This window comes from Verrucomicrobia bacterium S94, assembly GCA_004299845.1.
Taxonomy (GTDB): Bacteria; Verrucomicrobiota; Kiritimatiellia; order Kiritimatiellales; family Pontiellaceae; genus Pontiella.
On the sequence record CP036201.1, the window covers coordinates 3,008,709 to 3,027,069 of the forward strand.

At 54.4% G+C, this 18,361-nt stretch carries 18 protein-coding genes and 1 pseudogene; 6 read left to right on the plus strand and 13 right to left on the minus strand.

The window, feature by feature from the left end:
- Positions 1-220: 220 nt before the first annotated feature.
- Both EGM51_13140 and EGM51_13145 read left to right on the plus strand, forming a co-directional pair.
- Complete coding sequence (locus EGM51_13140) at positions 221-2,005, plus strand: FAD-dependent oxidoreductase (GenBank protein ID QBG48291.1); 1,785 nt, start codon at positions 221-223, stop codon at positions 2,003-2,005.
- Positions 2,002-3,177 carry a hypothetical protein gene (locus tag EGM51_13145; GenBank protein ID QBG48292.1) on the plus strand — a complete coding sequence of 392 codons (1,176 nt, stop codon included), beginning with the start codon at positions 2,002-2,004 and terminating at the stop codon, positions 3,175-3,177. Before EGM51_13140 ends, EGM51_13145 begins: the two co-directional genes overlap by 4 nt.
- On the opposite strand, the gene EGM51_13150 is transcribed toward EGM51_13145, so the two are convergent.
- From EGM51_13150 to EGM51_13185, 8 genes and pseudogenes are all read right to left on the minus strand, one after another.
- Positions 3,174-3,941 carry a heme ABC transporter ATP-binding protein gene (locus tag EGM51_13150; GenBank protein ID QBG48293.1) on the minus strand — a complete coding sequence of 256 codons (768 nt, stop codon included), beginning with the start codon at positions 3,939-3,941 and terminating at the stop codon, positions 3,174-3,176. The genes EGM51_13145 and EGM51_13150 overlap by 4 nt on opposite strands.
- Positions 3,938-4,944 (minus strand): annotated as a pseudogene (locus EGM51_13155) (iron ABC transporter permease). The gene EGM51_13150 and the pseudogene EGM51_13155 overlap by 4 nt, the downstream one beginning before the upstream one ends.
- The gene (locus tag EGM51_13160; GenBank protein QBG48294.1) at positions 4,937-5,758 is read right to left on the minus strand and encodes a hemin ABC transporter substrate-binding protein; all 822 of its coding nucleotides are present in this window, start codon (positions 5,756-5,758) and stop codon (positions 4,937-4,939) included. Before EGM51_13160 ends, EGM51_13155 begins: the two are co-directional and overlap by 8 nt.
- A complete protein-coding gene (locus EGM51_13165) occupies positions 5,755-6,831 on the minus strand; it encodes a hemin-degrading factor (protein QBG48295.1) in 1,077 nt (358 codons plus the stop codon). Before EGM51_13165 ends, EGM51_13160 begins: the two co-directional genes overlap by 4 nt.
- Positions 6,832-6,858: 27 nt before the next feature.
- Positions 6,859-7,293 (minus strand): Rrf2 family transcriptional regulator, encoded by a 435-nt coding sequence (locus tag EGM51_13170; protein QBG48296.1) that lies wholly within the window; start codon positions 7,291-7,293, stop codon positions 6,859-6,861.
- A gap of 11 nt (positions 7,294-7,304) precedes the next feature.
- On the minus strand, positions 7,305-9,533 hold the full coding sequence (locus EGM51_13175) for a TonB-dependent receptor (GenBank protein QBG48297.1): 2,229 nt from the start codon (positions 9,531-9,533) through the stop codon (positions 7,305-7,307).
- Positions 9,508-10,317 (minus strand): hypothetical protein, encoded by an 810-nt coding sequence (locus tag EGM51_13180; GenBank protein ID QBG48298.1) that lies wholly within the window; start codon positions 10,315-10,317, stop codon positions 9,508-9,510. The genes EGM51_13175 and EGM51_13180 overlap by 26 nt, the downstream gene beginning before the upstream one ends.
- A 33-nt stretch (positions 10,318-10,350) precedes the next feature.
- Positions 10,351-11,091 carry a PEP-CTERM sorting domain-containing protein gene (locus EGM51_13185; protein ID QBG48299.1) on the minus strand — a complete coding sequence of 247 codons (741 nt, stop codon included), beginning with the start codon at positions 11,089-11,091 and terminating at the stop codon, positions 10,351-10,353.
- A gap of 468 nt (positions 11,092-11,559) precedes the next feature.
- On the opposite strand from EGM51_13185, the gene EGM51_13190 reads away from it, so the two are divergent.
- On the plus strand, positions 11,560-11,730 hold the full coding sequence (locus EGM51_13190) for a 4Fe-4S dicluster domain-containing protein (GenBank protein QBG48300.1): 171 nt from the start codon (positions 11,560-11,562) through the stop codon (positions 11,728-11,730).
- An 81-nt stretch (positions 11,731-11,811) separates the two neighbouring features.
- Here EGM51_13190 and EGM51_13195 read toward each other — a convergent pair whose 3' ends face one another.
- Genes EGM51_13195 through EGM51_13215 form a run of 5 tightly spaced genes read right to left on the minus strand, consistent with a single transcriptional unit; the run spans position 11,812 to position 15,160 of the window.
- Positions 11,812-13,380, minus strand: a complete 1,569-nt coding sequence (locus EGM51_13195; protein ID QBG48301.1) for a heme anaerobic degradation radical SAM methyltransferase ChuW/HutW — start codon at positions 13,378-13,380, stop codon at positions 11,812-11,814.
- Positions 13,274-13,651: a DUF2023 family protein gene (locus EGM51_13200; protein ID QBG49314.1), complete on the minus strand. Its 378-nt coding sequence runs from the start codon at positions 13,649-13,651 to the stop codon at positions 13,274-13,276. Before EGM51_13200 ends, EGM51_13195 begins: the two co-directional genes overlap by 107 nt.
- A 9-nt stretch (positions 13,652-13,660) precedes the next feature.
- Positions 13,661-13,969, minus strand: coding sequence for a hypothetical protein (locus EGM51_13205; GenBank protein ID QBG48302.1), 309 nt, complete (start codon positions 13,967-13,969; stop codon positions 13,661-13,663).
- Positions 13,930-14,151: a hypothetical protein gene (locus EGM51_13210; protein ID QBG48303.1), complete on the minus strand. Its 222-nt coding sequence runs from the start codon at positions 14,149-14,151 to the stop codon at positions 13,930-13,932. Before EGM51_13210 ends, EGM51_13205 begins: the two co-directional genes overlap by 40 nt.
- 19 nt (positions 14,152-14,170) lie before the next feature.
- A complete protein-coding gene (locus EGM51_13215) occupies positions 14,171-15,160 on the minus strand; it encodes a helix-turn-helix domain-containing protein (GenBank protein ID QBG48304.1) in 990 nt (329 codons plus the stop codon).
- Positions 15,161-15,633: 473 nt separating this feature from the next.
- Here EGM51_13215 and EGM51_13220 point away from each other — a divergent pair, with 473 nt between their 5' ends.
- From EGM51_13220 to EGM51_13230, 3 genes are read left to right on the plus strand one after another with little or no spacing between them, the layout of a single operon-like run.
- Positions 15,634-16,611 carry a DUF3450 family protein gene (locus tag EGM51_13220; GenBank protein QBG48305.1) on the plus strand — a complete coding sequence of 326 codons (978 nt, stop codon included), beginning with the start codon at positions 15,634-15,636 and terminating at the stop codon, positions 16,609-16,611.
- A complete protein-coding gene (locus tag EGM51_13225) occupies positions 16,388-17,791 on the plus strand; it encodes a hypothetical protein (protein QBG48306.1) in 1,404 nt (467 codons plus the stop codon). The genes EGM51_13220 and EGM51_13225 overlap by 224 nt, the downstream gene beginning before the upstream one ends.
- Complete coding sequence (locus tag EGM51_13230) at positions 17,788-18,360, plus strand: MotA/TolQ/ExbB proton channel family protein (protein QBG48307.1); 573 nt, start codon at positions 17,788-17,790, stop codon at positions 18,358-18,360. Before EGM51_13225 ends, EGM51_13230 begins: the two co-directional genes overlap by 4 nt.
- Position 18,361 lies beyond the last annotated feature (1 nt).

Below are 18,361 nucleotides of genomic sequence, written 5' to 3' on the forward strand. Positions count from 1 at the left end.
GCCCCTTTCTCTGATCCCGTATTGATTTTTCGGCGGATTTTTAACGAAAGGCGCATTGACCAAGAGTACCGGAATCATGACCTTTCGCATCAATCCCCTCCAAAAATATCCTCGACACCCCGGAACAGATCTTTCTTCGGAACCCTGAAGACGCTCCGTTTCGGCAAAGTAGCCGTTTTCTTTTAAGACATAATCTAAATTGCTCGCATTCTACTTTCCGATGCATAGGATACACGCCATGGATTTATCAGGACAGATCGGCAAACTCTTCAAACCCAAAGAACGCCCCCATTCCCCCACCGCCGAACTCTCGGTGAAAACAGGAAAAGGGTGCGCAAAAAAAGATTTCCAGTGGCTGACAACCAATGTTCCCTGCCAGGCCGCCTGCCCGGCAGGAACCGATATTCCCGGTTATCTCACGGCGATTGCCGGGGGCGAATATGAAAAGGCTTATCGCATCAACCTGATTGACAATGTATTCCCCGCCGTACTCGGCCGCGTCTGCGCCCGTCCGTGCGAATCCGCCTGCCGGCACGGCTACGAAGGACTCGGCGATCCTGTGGCCATCTGTTTTTCAAAACGCTCTGCCGACGATTTCAACGCTTCCGGACCGGTTCTTCTCGAGCCATGGTTTCCGAACTCCGGAAAAAAAGTCGCCGTCATCGGTGCCGGTGTCGCCGGCCTTACCGCCGCCCGCCAGCTCAAACTGATGGGCCACGATGTGACCGTCTATGAAAAACACGACTCTCCCGGCGGCATGCTGAATCAGGGCATTCCCGAATTCCGCCTGCCGCGCGAAATCATCGCCCGCGAAATTGCTCAGATCACCGGCCTCGGTATCGAGATTCAATGCGGGGTTTCCATTGGAGATGACCTGAAATTAACGGATTTAATTCCCGACGTTGACGCCGTTGTCATGGCCGCAGGCACCCTGAAACCCAACCTGCTGAATCTGCCGAATCATGAACTGCCCGGCATTATGCACGGCCTCGATTTCCTGCTGCAGGTCAATGAAGGCAAAACTCCTCACCTGGGAAAAAATGTGATTGTCATCGGCGGCGGTTTCACCGCCATGGATTGTGCGCGCACCGCCCGGCGGCTCGGTGCGGAAACCGCACAGTGGGACCTGAAGGTGCTCTATCGTCGCTCGAAAGACGTGATGCGTGTGACACCCGGAGAACTGGAAGAACTCGATATCGAAGGAATTCCGCTGGAATGCCACGCCACACCGGTCGCCTATCTCGAAAAAAACGGCCGGCTGACCGGCATGAAATTCCGGCGCACCGGAACGCATGAAGAGTTTGATGTTCCGGCCGATACCGTCCTGCTCGCCACGGGCCAGTTTCCCGATCACAGCTGGGAATGCGAACCCGAAACGTTCCAGACGCTGGAAAATTTCCAGAAGGTGTTTGCCGCCGGCGATTATGCCTCGGGAGCATCATCGCTGATCGATGCCATCGGCCATGCAAAAAAAGTGGCCGAAAAAGTGGATCAATTTCTGATGGGCGAAAAACGGATGGAAAAATCAGTGCTCGTGGAGCCGGCCGAAACCACCGGGCGATCGGTTGAAATGAACCGTATTCCACGCAACCGCATGCCGATGCTGCCCGTTGCCGAACGCAGCCTCCATGGCGAAGTGGAAACCGGCTACCGTCGAAAAGATGCGGTTTCCGAAGCCAACCGCTGCTACCGCTGCCACTTTAAATTCGAAATCGACCAGGACAAATGCATCAAGTGCGACTGGTGCCTGAAAGCCAAACCGCGGCCGGAATGTATCCTGATGCTCAAATCCATCGAGCACGACAACGAAGGCCGCGCGGTGTCCTGGGAAGCGACCGACTATGTCCGCGAAATGAATATGATCTGGATTAATCAGGATGAATGTATCCGCTGCGGAGCCTGCCTGAAAGCCTGCCCGGTCGATGCCATCAGTCTCCAGAAGGTTTCTCTTTTCTCCGGAACCAATATCGACAACACTGGAGAAAACCCGGAGAACAGTGAATGAGCAAAAAACCACCCGTCGTTTTCATCGCCGGCGAACGCCAGCATGCCGGCAAAACCGTTACCAGCCTCGGAGTCATTTCCGCCATCAGCAAACTCATTGACCCGAAAGATATCGGTTACTTTAAGCCCGTCGGCCAGGAAATGATCACTCTGCCGAACGGTCAGAAAATCGACAAGGACGTCCGGATTGTCAAAGAGTTCACCGGACTTGATATGCCGGATATGGGCATTCTGTCCCCGGTACGTGTGGTCTCGGGCGTTACGCGTGATTATATCTCCGGTACGAATCAGGCGGAGATTACCGCAAAGTTTGAAAAAAATATCCGCGATACCATGGACGCTCTTTCCGACAAAAAAATTATCATCGCCGAAGGTACCGGCCACCCGGGTGTCGGCTCGGTGGTCGGCCTTTCCAATGCCCGTGTAGCCAATATGATCGAGGCAAAAATCCTTTATCTGGTCGGCGGCGGTATCGGACGCACCATTGATGAACTGGAAGTGGATTTCTCCTATTTTTCGCATCATAAAAGCAAAGTGGCCGGCGTCCTGTTCAACAAAGTGCTCCCGAAAAAACTGGATCAGATGAAGGAAATCATCACGGAAGATGCGCTGAACCGTATCTTTCCGGAATGGGACCCGAAACTGAACGTTTTCGGCCATATGCCGATCGTGAAATACCTGAACAACCCGTCGATGCAGTTGATCAGCCAGAGCTTCAGAAAACATCGGGCGATTAAAGGCGGAAAATGTGCCGCGGCCTGGCACAGGGCCTGCCGGAAAGTGAAAATCATTTCATTGGATTTTGAAAATTTCAGTCCCGACCGGGCGTTGCGCCCGCGCGATATTGCCGTACTCGGCGCTGCGTCGCACCGCCGCCTGAAAAGAGTGATTGACTGGAATAACGCCCAGCCGACCGAAAAAAAACTCGGCGGGCTTATTCTCACCTGCGCCAGCAATAAAATACCGGATGCCGCCGCTGAAGCACTGGTGGCCGACAGCGGACTGCCGACAATTGCCGTTATGCAGGATACCGCCGAAACTGATGCCATGCTCTACAAATGCTTCAACGACACTAAAATCCAGCTCTACGATAAAATGAAGCACCGGAAAATTGTGAATCTTTTTGCAGAGCACTTTGACATCGAAAAATTCCTGAATGCCTTCGGAGTTTAATCAATAAAAAACCGGGCCTGTCCGTCGATTTCATGACGGCTAACCGGAATATCATAAACCGCACTGAGATTTTCCGACGTCAATACGGTATCGACATCATCGTGTTCCACAATCTCTCCGTCTTTCATGAGGATGATACGGTCGGCATACGACGCCGCCAGATTGATGTCGTGCAGAATGCACAGCACCGTCATACTGAACTGCTCCACCTGCCGTCGGACATAACCAAGAATCTGACTCTGATGCCGAAGATCCAGTGCGGAAGTCGGTTCATCCAGCATCAGAAGCGCACCCTCCCGCTCCCAGACCTGAGCCAGTACCCGCGCCAGCTGTACCCGCTGTTTTTCCCCGCCGGAGAGGGTCGAAAATTCGCGTTCTTTCAGGCTGCACGCATCCACATGCTGCAGTGCCTGTTCTATAATTTTATGGTCCGATTCCGTTTCTCCCCGGACAATATGCGGGTTCCGCCCCATCAGCACCACTTCATGTACTTTAAACGGGAATGCAATTTCGGTGGACTGCGAAAGAACCGCACGCCGAAGAGCCAGTTCCTTGCGGGAATACTCCTGCAGTTTTTTCCCATCGATGAAAACCTCGCCGCCACTCAGGCGGTTAGCCCCGCTCAGACATTTCAGCAGCGTCGATTTACCGGCACCGTTCGGTCCGAGCACAACCGTGATTCCTGCTCCGGAAAGTTCAACATTGACCGGTTTGAGAATCTGTTTTGAACCCACTGAAAAGTGAATATTTTCCGCTTTGATCATGATGCCCTCCCTGCATACTGACGAATCAGCAGCCAGAGAAAAAACGGCCCTCCGATCAGACTCGTAATAATCCCACCGGAATTTCCGCCGGAGCCACAACCGTGCGGGAAACCGTGTCGGCCGCCAGCAGCATGGCAGCACCCAGCAGGGCTGAAGCGGGAAGAAGGATGCGATGATCGGGCCCGATAAAAAGACGGATCAGATGCGGAACCACCAGCCCCACAAATCCGATAAAACCGCTGACAGCGACGCCCGCTCCAACGGCCAGGGCAATCATAATGATCAAACGGTTTTTCAGTTTATCACAGTCCACCCCCAGATAACCGGCATCCTCCTCACCCAGCATCAGCATATTCAGGTTGCGTGCATTTTTCAGGATAACCATTGAGGCGGGAATAACACACGTGGCGGAAACAATCACTGTAGGCCACAGCGCATTGGCCAGACTGCCCATCGTCCAGAACGTGAGCGTACGCAGCTGCTGATCATCACTGATATAGGTCAGAAATCCGGTTGCGGAACCTGCAATGGCATTGACTGCAATGCCGGCCAGCAGCATATAGAGCACCGATACTGATTGCGAAGCCCGTGCAAACCGCATGATGACGAAACAGGTGAAAATGGCGCCGGTAAAAGCAGCTATACTGAGCCCATAGGTGCCCAGAAAACCGGCGGTCGGGCCAACCAGCACAATCATAACCGCAACAGCAAGCGAAGCCCCGCTGGTGATCCCGATCAGACCGGGATCAGCCAGCGGATTCCGGAACAGCCCCTGCATCGCACCCCCGGAAACGGCCAGAGCCGATCCGACAATGACCCCCAGAAGCATGCGCGGAATCCGAATGGAAAACAAAACCGCCTGCTGTAAATCATCCAGCTGTCCGCTCAGCAACACCCGCACCGGAATGGCAACCGCACCGACCGAAACCGCAACCAGAACAGCCAGAAGCAGCACCACCGCAAGAAGGATCAGCCAGCGGATCTGTTTTCCGGTTTTACTCATAGGAACGATGCAGTTCCGTCGCCGCTTCAATAACACGCGGCCCGAAACCGAGCAGAAGCAGAGAATCCATTTCAATGAATTTTTTATTCTTCCCCGCCGGCGTCAGTGCTACCCCGGGAATGGCCAGCACATTCTGATGTTGTCCCGGAGCCGGAACCCCTGTCGTGGACGTCAGAATATAATCCGGTTTCAGTTCGATCAGCTCCTCCGGAGAAAGCGGTTTATACCCCTGAAATTCCGTCACCGCATTTTCGGCACCGGACAGAGCGATGATTTCATCCGCCGTGGTGCCTTTCCCTCCGGCCTGCGGAGCCCCGCCGTGCGTCAGAATAAAAAGAACCCTGGGTTTATTTTCCACGCTCGCCAGTTCAGCATCGAGAACAGCTTTTTCCGCTTTTAACGTTGCAATCAGCGCCGCCGCTTCATCGGTTTTCTCCAATTTAACCCCGATGTCGCGGATATTCTCCAGCACACCGTCGAAACTTTCCGCAGCGTCCAGTTTGAGGATATCCACCCCCGTACTTTCCAGCTGCCGGATCACCGCCGGCGGTCCGGCCTTATCGGTCAGAATCACCAGATCCGGATTAAGGGAAATGATGCCCTCCGCAGGCAGCATCCGCTGATATCCCACCTTTGGAAGCCGGTTGGCCTCCGGCGGGTAATAACTGGAAACACAGTTCCCGACCAGCAGGTCCTGTGCACCCAGCGCATACACGATTTCGTTCACCGCGCCGCCGACCACCACCAGCCGCTCCGGTGCCGCGCGCCCGATGGATGCAATGGCAAGCAGTATGCTTAGAAACAACGTCCTCATGCAGACACCTCTTCACGCGGCAGTTCCGCAACAATTTCACGCCACAGTTCGAGCTCCGGAATTCCGGGTTTGCGCTTCCCGAAAAAGGTAACAATCAGCTCACCTTCGGCATCAAACACTTCAACCGCCGTAACATGTCCGGTTTCGGTCGGTTTCCGCGTGACCCAGGTGTTGGCAATCGACGTGGTTTTCAGATGCAGGTTGAAGTCCGGATCAAGCACATTGTACCAACCTTCCATCTCGACCAGTTTCTGAACCGGCCCGGTATGAATGCCGATGCAGCCGCGGTTGCCGACAAACACCATGATCTCACAGTTTTTATCCCGCGCCGCTTCGAGCAGCCGTTTAGATGCGTCGTTGCTTACCGGATAGGCGATATCATCGCCCACATTCCGGAAGGCCTGCTGGCGGTCCACCTTGTATTTTCGGAGCAGCGGGAAAAAGTCGTGTGTATCACGCATGGCCTCCCAGGCTGCACGGAACTCCTGCCAGTCGACTTCCCCGTCCGACGGCGGAGCAGCCGGCGGGTCGTAGGCCTCGACCTCAATCCAGCGCGGCTGTTCGTCGGCGGCAAACCGTTCAACCAGCTTTTCATACTCATCCAGGTTCGACTCATCGGTCATATAGATCTTATGCACAGCAGTGCCGGATTTATCAAAAAACTGCAGACTGCGCATCGTGCGATCCTGCACCAGATCCGTAACGGCAAAACAGAAATTCCAGTGGTTCATAAACAGGCGCAGATCAATATCGGCTCCAACAAAAGTTCCGACGACCATCGGCCCGTGCTGCGAAAAATTATAGTTTTTGTAGACGCCCTTGCGCTCATTAACGCAGTTCTCGTTACGGGTCAGCGCCATAACCTTTCCGAGCGGCTCCATCTGTTCAAGAATCGCCTGTGCTTCGCTTTTCAGACGGATCACATTTTCACCTACCCGGCTGGCCAGCAGCTGACCTTCAGACACACCGAGGGCGGCGGCAGCATTGCGGATGCGCATGGGTCTTTCCTCGATCAGTTCCCGGTATTTTTCCCGCAACTCAGCGGCAGCTTCATCTGTATTTACTTGGTTCATGGTTTTCTCCTTGTTTTATAGCCTTGTTCAGACGGCCTCCGCCATGGGCTCACGCGCGCCGTCGCTTTCCTGTTCTTCAAGCAGCTGTTGAAGGGTGATCCCCCGGAAATAATTCCGCAGTGTTCTGCTGGCCCCGCACCACAGATTGTTCATACACGGCAGCGTGCACCGGCTGCAGCGCTCAAGCTGCCCCACCACATCCAGAATGCCCTCTGCAGCAATGATCAGGTCATACAACGTAATATCGGCAGCAGGACGGCCCAGCCGGTAACCGCCGTAAATTCCCCGCTGACTGCGAACGAGCCCGGCATTTTTCAGCTGCATGATGATCTGCCCGATATAAGCCGCAGAGATCCCGGTCTGTTTGGCCAGAAAGGTTTTGGATACCGGCCGGGCGTGACGGTTCCGGGCAATACATAACATAATGCTCGCGGCGCTTAATCCTCTGTTCGATACCGTCATTGTTCTATCCTTTAAAATGCAACATTCAGAGTGAGGACACCATTGATCCCGGGCTGTACCGACAGCTCCGGATTTTCCAAATCCGCGTGATCCACACGGCCGGCATTCGGCCAGAGCCAGTATTTTTCATCGGTCAGGTTGCGGATGGTCGCTTCGATGGAAATGCGGCGGGTAATATTCCAGTACGCCGACCAGTCCACCACAAACGAGGTGGGCGGCACAAAATAGGTCCAGTCATCAGAAACCTCGTTCTTTTTCGCCCGATAGGTTCCTGTTATACGTGAACCCCATTTTCCGGAACCATGGTCGTATGCAAGATAGAGCACGGTCTCAAACGGATCCACGGAATCGACCGCATCACCATCGGTTCGGTTATACCCATCCGACCAGACCGCACGGATCCCCGTTGAAAACCCTTCGAGCACATTCCGGAAGGCTCCCAGCCGGAAATCCATCCTGGCCTCTACACCGTAGATTTCCACATTTCCGATATTCTGTACCTGACGGCTGGTGGACGAGAGTATGACCTCTTCAATAAAATCCTGATAATAGGTGTAATAGACCGAGGTATCGAAGGAGACCGCCTCTCCACCGCCTTTGAATCCCACTTCGAACCCATCTGCGGTTTCCTCTTTCAGCCCGGGATTCGGCAGCCGTTCAAAATCGCCGTGATCAAAGTAACCCACATAATTCTCCATCGAAGGATTCCGCACGCTATGGGCATAACGCGTCCACACCATGGCATTGCGCGACAGCAGATAATCCGCCGAGACACTCGGAGAAACCGCGAAGTTATGATAGTCGGCTTTGGGATCGGTTCCCGTTGCGATCAGATAGTCCGGATCGTTCCCCGGTTTAATGGTGTAGTCAATCAGCCGGACGCCTGCAGAAAAATTCCAGCGGCCACGCGATATCGCATCTTCCATATACGCTTCAAAGCGGTATAGATCCGATGGATCAAACGCATTCGGCGAACTCGTCGGGTTCGGCGCATCATTATATACCACATCCCGTTGAAAAGTGTTCTCCGCATGCTCATAGCCCAGCTCAATGCCATAATTGAGTTCATGCTCAAATGCTCCGGCATCAAAATCGTGCAGCACGTTTGCCGTGGTGCCGATCAGGTCATGATCAAACCCGATATGATCGGTACGCTGCAGATCGTTGGTCACCGGATCGAAACCCGACGGAGCGGGATCCACCCAGAATGAATTCCGGTGGTTTATGCTCTCCGATTCCGCCGTCTGAAAATAGCCCTTAACCGCCAGCCGGTCCCACCAGCCGGCCTCCGGAGAGCTGACATAATCCAGACTGACCCGCGAACGTTCATTCGTATTCTGCGAGGCCGCATAAACCACATCGCCAACTTCTGAGCTGTGCAGTTGCGTGTCGCTCTGATAAACAAAATTTTCCGCCGTCAGCCACAACCGGTTCTGTTCATCCGGAATCCAGGATACCGTACTCAGGAAATGGTTCTGCTGATAGTCCAGCGGATTGGCATCCACATTCCCTTTGGCATTTTCAACCTCCCGCCCTTCGGTGTACGACTCACTGACGGTGATATACATGTCGTCGCCGCGCACTCCCGCATTCAGCAGTCCGTTGATACTCCGGTCCACCGACTTCAGCGTTGTACTGCCCCGCACCAGCCAGGGCTCGGGCGAATATTCCAGTTCTTCCGTCAGTGATTTACTTCGGAACATCACTGCGCCACCAAGTGCTTCACTGCCATATTGCGCGGAGCCGGGCCCTTTCAGAATATCCACCCCGCCGTACACCCGCGGATCAAAAAAGGTCCTGCCCATGCCGCCGCTCTGATTAAATTCCGGCGGCTGGCGAATTCCGTCAATCGTCATAAGCAGCCGGTTTCCGCCGACACCGCGGATCTGATAACTGGTAAACCCGTTATTTCCATAAGGTACATAAGGATCCGCTCCCACAACATCGGTCGGAATGGAAACTCCGGGCTGATAGCGGGCAACATCCCCGGCATCGGACACCGAACCGCCTTTATGCGAATCAAAATCCATGCGGACGACGGAAGCCGGAATACGGTCCGTCTCCTTCCGATCCCGGGAACCGTCGACTTCGGTAACACCCAGTTCGGGCGGAAGATCCTCTCCCTCCGCGCCCTGAGACCACGAACGCTGCGCTATCCCTGCACAACATCCGGCCAGAACAATTAATGTGGCTCTGAATGGTACGTACAAAATATTACTCCAACCAGGCCTCCACAGCATAGAACCCCTGGGCGTTCAGCGTGGAATTGGTTATTGAAAGGGTTGATCCGTCACCGGAAACCGGACCGGCAACAACCGCCCATTCCGTCAACGCATTGGTAAGAGACTGCGAACAGATCAGTTGATAGACCACCCCCGGCTCACTTGTAAACCGGAGCACCGGATCGGTTCCGCTGAACGTTATTTCCAGCTCAGGTACCGGGGCGGTCGGCACGCCCGCCTCGGTATCCAGACGCAGTTCATCCAGGCTGGAATGGATAACCGTATCAAACCGGATCGTATAGTTTGTTGCGTTCAGTCCCGCCAGATCCCACTCCATTTTATAGCCCAGTGTGTGGTATTGCCCATACTCCCCCTGATCATCCACAAAATGATAAAAATTCGTCAGGCTGTCCGGAGATAATGACATTCCGCCATCCAGTTCCAGTCGCACGGTTTCGTTCGACAGCGCATCGGCCTCGCCCCAGGTAAAAAACTGCAGACAGACTTTTCCCAATACATTCGTCGAAGAACCGGTCAGCTCAAACGACAGATCGGACGAATAGCTGTATATATTTCCACTGCTCGTAATCAGAGCAGGATTAAACTGCCGCAGCTCCAGATTGGGCGATCCCGATTCCCACTGCGGGGTATTCACCCCCGCAGTGGTATTGGCATAGGTAAATGTTGACCACTGCGCAAACTGGCTCTCCCCCGTATACCCGGGATCAAGAAAAGTCAGCGCCGATACACTTTGAACGAGACCGGAAACGGCGGCAAAAAACGGCAGAAGTTTTGTATTCATCACATGTATTCCCTGTATCGACGCAGATTTCAGTTAGCAGATACGCATACGGCGCAGCATAAACAGGGCCCCGCCGGCACCACCGATCAGCACCATCGTGGCCGGTTCCGGAATCGCTTCGGTATACGTGTCGCTCTGCTCCAGCTGCAGTCCATACTGCTGTGCGTGCTCACCGACATCGTAGCTGATGGAGAATGAAGTCACCGTTTCGCCCAGGCTGCTCAGGTCCCACTGGAATACATCGGTCGTCAGCGTAACCTCAAATCCGCCGATAGTGTCGTTATAGGAACCCAGATTGAAGGTCGAGTCCGCGGCACCGATCACGGTAGATCCGTTTATTGTCAAAGTAGGCCCGTTAGTGAAGCTTGCCGAAGTGCCCGCACCGTACCCCACCGCAAATACAATCGTCTCCAGATCCGCAACCACACTGTCCTGCGAGACTTCAAAAACACCGCCCGCCGGGGAATAAAGAGAGGAACCGCCCGCATAGCCGGTTCCGGAAATTTTAGCCAATTCACCGCCATTCGATCCTGCCTCATTTGCAACCATCGGACCCGGCCATGCACCGGAGCCCGGATACGAGCCATAGCCCGGATACTGGGCACTGGTCAGCCCGTCCCAGCCGTCATACAGTGTGTTCCCGCTCAAACCGAAATCAGTCAGCGACGCCTGCGATACAGCCGCAGCCATCAGAGCCGCTGCCATCATTTTTATTTTTTTATTCATATGTTCTCCTTGTTTGAAAAGTAAGGTGCTGTTGATACGCATTCTCATCCACGGCCTCTACTCCGGCACGGAGCAAAAACAGCCCGGGACGGAGAGCGGGAACAGCCTGAAGCAGATCCGGAACTGTTTACCGTGCAGACCGCAAAACCAACACCCCACTGTCCCTGCATACAAAAGGGCCGGGCGAGGAGCCACACCCGCCCGGCCCGTACATGAACGCCGAGGAAGCGTCACACATAACTAACCAAGTAATAATCAAGCAGTCGGATGGTTCAGAGGGGATAGCTCTGTCCGTCAATTGATCATGCATACACCCTAATGGATCCCCCTCCCCGCCTCCACCCGGTCACGGAGCAAAAACAACCCGGGGCGGAGCGCCTGAAGTTAAGACCAGCTAAAACTGCAACACGGTATCAATTAAGCAGTTGCCGCTTTTTAGCGTGCATGCAGTCCCGGGAGTGCTACCGTACTTTCATTAAAGCGGAATTCCGCATAACTTAACCAAGGAGGGTTATTATGGCCTATGTAATCTCAGACGAATGCACCAGCTGTGGCGCCTGCGCAAGCGAATGCCCGGTCGATGCCATCAGCGAAGGCGACGGCAAATACGTCATCAATGCCGACACCTGCACCGATTGCGGGTCCTGCGAAGCAGTCTGCCCGGTTGATGCCATCTCTGCCGGTTAGCCCTGTTCCGGAAGCAGAAAACAAAAACCCCGCCATCCATTTCAGCGGGGTTTCTTTCTGCTCCAATAACGGACAATCGCCTCATCCTGCAATCTCCATCAATTTAAGCCCTATCAGTTTCTGCAGATTCACACTCCAGAACTCGCCTGCCGGCGTAAGCCGGATATCATCCTGATCTTCAATCAGTCCGGCCTTTTTCCAGGTATCAAGCAGAGGAAACAATGTTTCACGGAGCGACATCCCGGCCACCTTTTCCAGCTCCCGGACATCAATTCTTCGCTGTTCAATCTGTCCCGTTGCAGAAGCCATCACCGAAGCACAGGCCGGATCCTTCGATGCCGAAATGACCGGCTTCAACCCTTCCGTCACCGATGTACTGAAACGGTGCACATCGCTCTGCTGAAAAAACCGGCTGCCGTTCCAGCGCCCTCCGGCCCCTGCCCCCAGCGGAATGCAGTCCACATTCAACTTATTCCATAGATTATACCGGTTACGTTCCCGCGCATCGCGTCCCCAATGTGCAATGGTAAGCCGGTCAAATCCATGTTCGAGCATTCGGGACCGGCCGGCCAGAAACAAATCGGCCTGCTGTTTCAGCGTCGCCATCGATGGCAGTGCATTAAGCTTTTTCATCAGCGGTGTCGCCGGCAGCAGATTGATCTGATAAAGATCCAGCCCGTGAATCCCGGTCTCGTTCACCCCGCAGTCGATGCTGTCAATCCACTCGGCCTCCCTCTGGCCCGGCAAACCGTAGATCAGATCAATCACCACCGCAGCATGATAGGGATCGCCCAGCTCAACAATACGGTTCAGCCGTTCAATCAGTTCTTCCCGGCCGAGAACCCGCCCCATCATGCGGCGGATTCCGGTATCGAAACTCTGTACGCCGAACGAAAACCGGTTCGCTCCGGCATCCAGTGCGGCAGCGACTTTTTCATCGGTAAAATCATACAACCGACCTTCTACCGTAATCTCACAATCCGTCGTTAACGGCAGCTCCCTGCGAATGGTCCGGATCAGCTTTTCCAGTTCCGACGCCTGCAGATCCGTCGGGGTTCCACCGCCGAAATAAACGGCCGACAGTTTTCGTCCGGTGTTCCGGAGCCCGGCCCCGGTCAGTTCGATATCGCGCACAACAGCATCGGTATAACCGGCAATCGCGGTCGGCTCCGTGGTCTCGGCATAGAATCCGCAGAAAAGACAGCGCGTACAGCAGAACGGCACATGCAGGTAGGCCATGGCAGGTGCTTCACTATCGACGGAATCCTCCAGACATTGGAAAAAATGTTCCACCGGATTTCCGGTTACAGCCGCGCCGCCGGACATGCCGGCATGTACCCCGTATTTGCGGTCAAACGCATCATGAATCGGATCCACAGAAATACACGGCGCCGGAAATTTTTCCACCGGATGCCGGGAACCGGTCTGCATAGACTGCACAAAAGCCGCGTCAATCTGCGTACGCTGTTCTCCGCGCGCTCTGACTTCCGCCTTTTCACGAATCCGCTCCCGCACGAAGGCGGGAACTGCTCCCAGCAGCTCTTCAGCATCCTCGGTCCAGAACATCACTTTTTTCCGTCGATTGCGCCTGACGTTTTTCCCACTTAACCCGCTGCTCCAGATAGCGCACGCACTGCTGCCGCCGGTCATAACCCAGCATGGTCCCCAGCATGAAATCCTCTTCCGGCGTATAGTGATTCAGATCATCTTTTCCAATCACCCGGATCACATCAACACTCTCTTTCGCACCGAAAAAAATATTTACGCGATCCGTATTTTTAACCGGATAGGTCTGATACTCAATTTCCGCAAGTTCCAGACGATGAATCGCAGCATGAAGCTCATCGGCACGAACCGTATGCAGTACCAGATTCCGCAATCCTTTGCGGTATTCATAAACATGATGACCGAAAACCTGCATACTCATGTGCTAAACCTCTTGTCTGATCTGTTCCGCCCAGGTCTTCAGCCGGCCTGCGGTCTTATCTTCTTCATTATCCTGATCCAGCGCCAGACCCACAAATGCATCGCCGTCCTGAGCGCGGGATTCCGAAAACGCATACCCTTCCGTCGGCCAGCTGCCCACCAACCGGAGTCCTTTTTCCTTAACCGCCTCAGCCATATCAGCCATACCGTCCACAAACGTATCGCCATAGCCGAACTGATCGCCCAGCCCGAAAACGGCTGCCGCGGATGCCGTTACCTCCATCGACGCAAAACCGGAAAGGAAATCCGCCATATCATCCTGCAGATCCCCTGCTCCCCAGGTGGAAGCCCCAGCACCAGCAGATCGCAGCCTTCCAGCGCCGCCGTATCAGCTTCCGTCGCGGCCACGGCTGTTCCCTCCAGAATAGCGGCCAGATCCTCGGCAACCGCCTGCGTGGTTCCGGTCATACTTCCATAAACAACTACACACTTCATTTTTGGTTCCTTTCCTTATTCAGTTAACATCCTTCGGTTTTTCCGCACCGGCCTGATGCATGTTCTGGTACGCCTTCGGCTTCATTCCGAAACGTTCCTGAAACCCCCGTGCAAAATGGCTGGGATTGCTGTAGCCAACCTCGTTGGCAATTTCGATGACGGACAACTCGCCTTCTCTCAGCAGCTGTTCCGCCCGCTGGAAACGCAGTTCCCGCAAATAGCCGAACACCGTAATGCCGTACATCGCCTTGAAATTACGTTTCAGCTTGAATTCGTTGATATAAAAGCGGCGGCAGAGATCCGCCAGCGAATGCTCCTCTTCCAGATGCTTCTCCAGATAAGCTGCCACTTTGCGCAATGCCTCGGCATCGTGTGCGGAACACCCGAATTCCTTGTCATCCTTTTCCGCCAGTGTCGGCTGATTCACCAGTTCACTGATCCACTCCAGGCTGCGCGCTTCCAGTTCCATACGGCCTTTAAGTTCATCCGCCGACGCAATGGAGATCTGTTCCGAAAGCCACTGCAGTTTTTTATTGGCCCGCCCGTGAAGCACGGTCGGTTTATGCTGATTAACACAGGCAAAACAGTGCAGCTTATCCGCCACCACCGTTTCACAGAGACTGACCAGAGAACCCATGACATGCGGGCACATCGAAAAAGACATCAGCTCCACATCGGCCTCTTTTTCGGCCAGAACCTGCATTTCTTCAATACGGACAATAAACCATTCCCCCGCCTGCACCGTCTTTCTTCCAAGATCCGGAAGAAGAACGGTTTTCGTTCCGCGCCGCACATAGCCGAGCCATACCGAATCGGCACCGAACTCAACCTTGAAACTGCACTTCGCATCCGGCAGCAGTTCCGCCTCATGCAGTTTCATCCCGGCACGAACCCGGACATGACGGCCCCGCAACCGCGCACCGGAAACCCGCGTATCATATTTCACCGGCCGTTCAAACAGCGTTTCGGCCGGAGCGTTCCGTTTAAAATTTTTATGCTTATCATCCATCTTATTTTCATTCGGTGTGCCGTCGGGAAGTGTGGAGGATGCAGTCCTGTCCAGTGCTTACCGGCGGCCGGTTTCCGGTTTGCTGTTCCGCCACGGAACCCGCTTGCCGGTCTATACCTAAACACCTTCAGGACCACCCTGATAGGACCTGCACAGGAGCTGATTTTCCAACGAACGGAAAGTTAGGCGCTCCTGAACTTTCAATGCTCAAAAATTTGCAGACCCCAAAATGTTTGTAAAGCCTAATACTGAGATTAAATCTAAATAAGCGGATTTTTCATTTGATTTTGCGCCGCACCTTCGCAATATTCCGCCCGATTTTCCAACCGTTTCTACACCGGGAAAATCAGCTGTCAGGACGGGCCTGAAGCTTCACAACTCATTACATTCAGATCCCTTACGGTTTCGCGACGAAACGTATGGCGAAATAAAAACGCGCAGATTTCTGCGCAATGTGACGCTTTAACCGGTTTATGATCAACAAACTGAAAATCTGCATCCCGGCATTCACAACCCTCGTCCTTCTTCATTCGGCAACGGCACAGAAGTCGCCCGACTCCTCCCGGGAAAAACTACTGCAATGGATTGAAATTAAAAAAATCATCAGCGCTGAATCCGCAGCCTGGAAAGCCGAAAAACAGCAGCTCAACGATTTAAATACCATCCGGCGGAAAGAGATCGAACAACTCGACGAAATACTCGTCCGCTCCGAAACCCGGCGTACGGAAAACCGCGCACTGCTCGAAAAAAAACAGGCCGAAGCAGAAAGCGCGGAAACCCGGCGCAGCCAGCTGGCTCTCAGAATTGCAGAACTCGAAAAACAGATTCTTCCCCTCACCCGGAAGCTGCCCGCTCCGCTCTTCCGCAAACTGGAACCCGAAATAGCCGCACTTGAACAATCCGGCCGGCCGCTGCAGGAACGCTATCGAGATCTGACCGCTATGCTGATCGAAATCGGGGACTTCAATGCCTCAATCACCCTCGATACCGAAATCCGGGAAACCGCACATGGGAAAACCGAAGTAGACATCCTTTACCTCGGTCTCGCACATGCCTGGTATGTCAACCGCACCGGCACCAGCGCCGGTTACGGTATCCCGACATCCTCCGGCTGGAAGTGGAGCGAAGATCCGTCCATGGCGGCACAGATCCGATCGGCCATCGCCATCGTCGGGAAACAGGCTCCCCCGCCTTCACCGCTCTCACACTTCATCCGGAGGGCACAAAATGATCCCCCCTTTTTTCTGCCACAGCGCTACCGCGAAAAAAAATACAACCCGCCGCACTCCTGTGTCCGCCGGGAGTCCCATGGTGAAAACCATATCCCTTTCATTTATACTCCCCGCCTTGACATTTGCCTCCAATTCCATCGATCCGGACCTTCAGTCGGAACTGGAAAAACTGTCCACCCTTCGGGAAACCATCGCCGAGGAAAAACCGGAGCTCGCTAAAGAAACCCGTCAAATTGCTTCCGAACTCGCCCTCAAACGCCGGGAAGCTCAGTTCATCGAACTCGACCGCAGTGAATTCCGGCAAAAACTGGATTCATTCACTCAACGGATTTCCGCACTCGAAAATGAGTACAGCTATATCGACAACCTCCTCTTCGACTATCGCAAGCAGTTTGAATCCCAGCTCTCTTCCGCGGCGGCAGAAAACAGGCGCACAGCGCTGCTCGAAGCCGATCAACATCTTGAAGCGCGACTGGATCTGCTGGAACAGGCCATCGCCCACTATGACACCGCCTGCGGAATTACTGCATTCAGCGGAACAGCCATCGATACCGACGGGCATGCATACGACGGTTCCTTCCTGCAGGCCGGTCCGGTGGTCTGGTTTATTTCCAGCGATCAGAAAACCGGCGGCCTGACCTTCGAAAACCGGAATCTGATGGCAGAAATCGTTCCGGGAACCGCCAATCCGGCCGAGCTCAAAAAACTCGCGGCCGGGCAGCCTGCCCGGCCGCGCTTTGACCCTACCCGAGGCGCGGCCATTGCTCTCGATAAAGCCACCGACAACTGGATCGACCACATCCGTAAAGGCGGTTTCTGGGTCTACCCGATTCTGCTCCTGGCTCTGATCTCCACCATTGCAGCTCTGGGAAAATGGCTCCAGCTTTCCCGGATTCGCGAACTTCGTCCTGACGTCATACGCCTCGTGCTTAATGCGTTGAAAGAACAGGACCGCCTCAAGGCTGAAACCGCGCTGGAAAATGTTCGCCACCCGTCCAAAACCCTCCTGCAGCGCGGCATTGAACTGAGCAACCGTCCAGCCGACGACATTGAAGAAGGTATGTATGAAAAATTTCTGGAAGCCGAACCCGCTCTGCAGCGCGGTTTATCCTTTATTGCCATCACCTCCGCCACCGCCCCGCTGCTCGGCCTGCTCGGTACCGTTACCGGTATGATCTATACCTTCCGCCTCATTAACGTCTTCGGCACCGGCGATGCCAAAGCCCTCGCCTCCGGTATTTCCGAAGCCCTTGTCACCACAGAAATGGGACTGGTGGTCGCCATTCCGGCACTGATCATGCATGCCCTGCTTTCCCGACGCGTGCAGGGCATACGCACCTCCATGGAACTCACCACGCTCGCTTTTCTCAACGGAATCAACCACGGAGAACAGACATGATCGGTGAACTATTCCAGGAAATCACCACCCTTTCCAGCCAAGGCGGTTTTGCATTCTATGCCTTGATCGTACTGGCCTTTTCCATTGCCTATACCCTGATCTCCATCTCCCACGCCCTGCTGTTGCCGGATGCCCCCTTTCTATCCCAACGTCAATGGCAATACATACTGTCACGCCGCGACATTCCACCCCAGATGATCCGCCGGCTCTCCAATGAACTCGATGCTGAAAATCCGGATGAACATTTCCACGAACTTGACCATCAGCTTTTCGCCAACCTGGAGCGCCGTTTTCCCTTTGCCTTCGTACTGATCGGCGCCGCACCGCTGATCGGACTGCTCGGAACGGTTTCCGGTATGCTCACCACCTTCAGCGGCATGGGCTCCTCGGATGCCCTGTCGGTCGATGCCGTTTCTTCCGGCGTTTCCGAAGCCCTCATCACCACACAGGCCGGACTCGTCATCGGTGTATCAGCGCTTTTTATCTGCTCCCTGATGCGCTTTCGTTATGAACAGCTTAAATCCGGATTCCTGCGGCTGGAAGCCGCCGTAAAACAACTGCAAGGATGAC